Genomic DNA, 2,840 nt, shown 5'->3' with positions numbered 1-2,840 from the left:
CAAACTCGTAGGCCACGTCGTTGACCACGGCGATCAAGTGGTCGTCGGCATCTTCAATGCGGGTGGAGCGCGAGCCTTGCCGCAAAGTCTCGAAGAACTCGGGCGGCAAACTCAGATGCGATTGCATCCAGGCCTGGGCCGAGGCATCGGTGAGATTGAAGTGCAGCCAAATGAATTCGGCACTGCTGGCGCGCGCGTCCTGGTCGCCCAGCCAGCGCAAAGCCTCAGCCAAGCCAATCGCCCGCCCCGCTTGGCCCGGTGCCAGCACAAAGCCGCAAATCAGGGCGCTGTCCTGATGTGTACCGAAACTGAAACTCATACCGACGGCCCTCCCCTGTCTCCGCTGCGGGCGCGATTGTGCGTCATGGAGATGTCAGGGCTGCTGTGGCGGGTGTTGGCGGCGGATTCAACTGGTCAACGCAACAGATTCGCTGAACATCTCAGCGGGCGTTTTGAAGCCGAGCGTCTTGCGGGGCCTCTCGTTCAATTGTCTCGCGATCGCGTTGAGCTGATGTTGTGAGTAGCCCGAGATGTCGATGCCCTTTGGCATGTACTGCCTGAGCAGCCCGTTCGTATTCTCATTGCTTCCGCGTTGCCAAGGGCTTTGCGGATCACAGAAGAAGACTTGGATGTCAGTGGCCAGCGTGAAGCGCTTGTGTGCAGCCATCTCCTTGCCCCGATCCCAGGTCAACGACTTGTAGAGTTCCTGGGGCAGCTTTCGAGCATTCTTGATGAGCGCGTTGACGACCGTCGCGGTGTCCTTTCCGCCAACCTTCACCAGCATCACGTATCGCGTCTGCCGCTCGACCAACGTCGCGATCTGGCTGTTGCCACTGCCAAAGACTAGGTCCCCTTCCCAGTGACCAGGCACCGCTCGATCTTCCACCGAGGCAGGACGCTCGCTGATAGAAACTGCGTCGACGATTTGCCCATGGCCTTGTGTCTTCTGAGTGTAGTGACGAGAGCGGCGCATGCCGCGTGTTCGTCTCAAATGCTCCAGGAGCTCCTTCTTCAAGGCGCCACGCGCTTGAATGAACAGGCTGCGGTAAATGGTCTCGTGTGACACCTGAAGGCTCTCGTCGCGCGGATAAGTATTCTTTAGCCAACCCGCGATTTGTTCGGGCGACCACCGCATTCTCAGCCTGTCGGCGACGATGCGCGCCAGGCTGCGGTTCTCCGTGAGTTTGCAGCGCTTGGGCCGAAGCGCGCGATTCCAGGCGTCGCTGTCGGCCGTCGCGGCGCGATAGACCTCTCGGCCGCCATTTCGCTCCAACTCCCGACTGACTGTCGACGGTGCTCTGCCAAGTCGTGCCGCGATCGAGCGAATCGATTGGCCTGCAGCGACAGCGCGCGATATCTCTTCTCTTTCAGACAAAGTCAGCGCCGTCGCGGACCGCGATCGTTCCGGGGGCCGAATGCCGCCTGTTTTGACCAAGATGTTTTGGATCGAGGTGTGCGGCCGGTCAAATAGCTGGCCAATCTGATGAAGCGTCCAGCCTTCCTTCCAGCGCTCCCACATCAAAGCTTTCTGGCTGTCGGTGTAGTAATTTCGTGTACGGTGCTTCATCTCCAACACTCCGTCTGCTCAGGCAGTTCTCAGTGTGTTGCATCGACCAGTTGAATCCGCCGCACATTGCGGACCTCCGCTGTCTTGATCTTTCTCGCTGCGGTGTCTCGGCCCGCCGCCGGGCTCATGGTTCGCGGGTCGGCTCTGCGAGCCGACTCCCCTCGGTGCTCACTGCGCGGCTCAGCGGCGCCAAACTCCCTCCGTTCGCTGCGCTCACTGTGGTCAAACAGTGGCGCCGAGTCAGAGCTTGAAGCGCGCGAGTACACGCGCCTGAGCCGCTCCGCTGCGCCCTCGGCCGCGCACAAATCGCCCGTCGGCGGGCCGAGCCACCTCCGGAGGTGGCGTGTTCCACCGTGGATGGGGCACATCGACCGCGATGCAAGCGCCCTGCAGCCCGTGCCGCTGCCGGGCGATTTGTGCCGGGCCGAGCAGCACAGCGCCTCGGGGCGCGCACGTACTCGTGCGCTTCAAGTTCTGACTTGGCGCTTCTGTCTGAACGAAGCGAACGCAGGGAGCGGAGTGAGTTATGCGCCAGCCCCGAGGCGCGAGCAGCGCAGGGAAGTCGGCCCGCCAGGGCCGACCCCGGAACCATGAGCCCGGTGGCGGCACGGGCTGCAGGGCCTCACGAGCAAAACCAAAGGCGGCTTCGTGCCGATTGCCGTCAAAAGCAGTCGCACAAAAAAAGGCCGGCGCCCTTCGGCGCCGGCCTTGTTCGTCAAGAACTGATGTCAGATCAGGAGCGCGACATCGAGGCCTTGAGGGCGCTGTTCAGCGTGTCCAGGCTTTCGGCCAGGTGGGCACGGGTCTCGACGGTTTGTCCGCCCTTGGCCACGGCGGCGCGCAGCTCGGCGGCCAGGTTGTTGGCTTGCAGTCGGGCCAGAGCGTAGGCATCGGCCATCTGGCCCGAGGCGCCGCCACCCTTGGTCAGGATGGCTTGCAGGCGCTTCAGGTGCTCGCGCTGCAGATTGCGGCGCAGGCGGTCGATCTCGCTGCCACTCTTGAGCTCGCTCCAGATCGCGCTTTGCAAGGTGGCATAGACCTCGTTGAGCGAAATCAGGCCTTTGCGCTGGGCTTCCGGCACATAGGCCGGCATGTCCATCAGGCGCAGCGCCGTGTTCTGGCTCAGCAGGCGATCCAGCGCCACCAGCTGCACACGAGCCACCGAGGCCGGCACGTTCAGCGGGCCGCCACGTTCCCACTCGTTGTAGTCGATGGTCAGCGTGGACAGGAACTCGGGCTTGAACTTGAAGCTGTCCGCGCTGAACAGGCCACT

Annotated in this window: 3 protein-coding genes; all 3 read right to left on the bottom strand. The window is 62.7% G+C overall.

Annotated elements, in window-relative coordinates; genetic code table 11:
• Positions 1-319 (bottom strand): CorA family divalent cation transporter (locus G7092_RS31085; RefSeq protein WP_235953977.1); only part of this gene is annotated, 319 nt, incomplete at its 3' end.
• 87 nt (positions 320-406) lie between these two features.
• A complete protein-coding gene (locus G7092_RS31080) occupies positions 407-1,567 on the bottom strand; it encodes an IS30 family transposase (protein WP_166096265.1) in 1,161 nt (386 codons plus the stop codon).
• A 733-nt stretch (positions 1,568-2,300) separates the two neighbouring features.
• Positions 2,301-2,840 (bottom strand): hypothetical protein (locus G7092_RS31075; RefSeq protein WP_202985472.1); only part of this gene is annotated, 540 nt, incomplete at its 5' end.

This window comes from Mucilaginibacter inviolabilis (assembly GCF_011089895.1).
GTDB classification, from domain to species: Bacteria; Bacteroidota; Bacteroidia; order Sphingobacteriales; family Sphingobacteriaceae; genus Mucilaginibacter; species Mucilaginibacter inviolabilis.
The sequence above is the reverse complement of the archived record's forward strand: the minus strand, read 5'-3'. Positions and strand labels throughout refer to the sequence as shown.

What these genes read in the sequence shown, in the direction of transcription:
- G7092_RS31080 (WP_166096265.1), bottom strand. Translation starts at nt 1,567, where the DNA reads ATGAAGCACCGTACACGAAATTACTACACCGACAGCCAGAAAGCTTTG.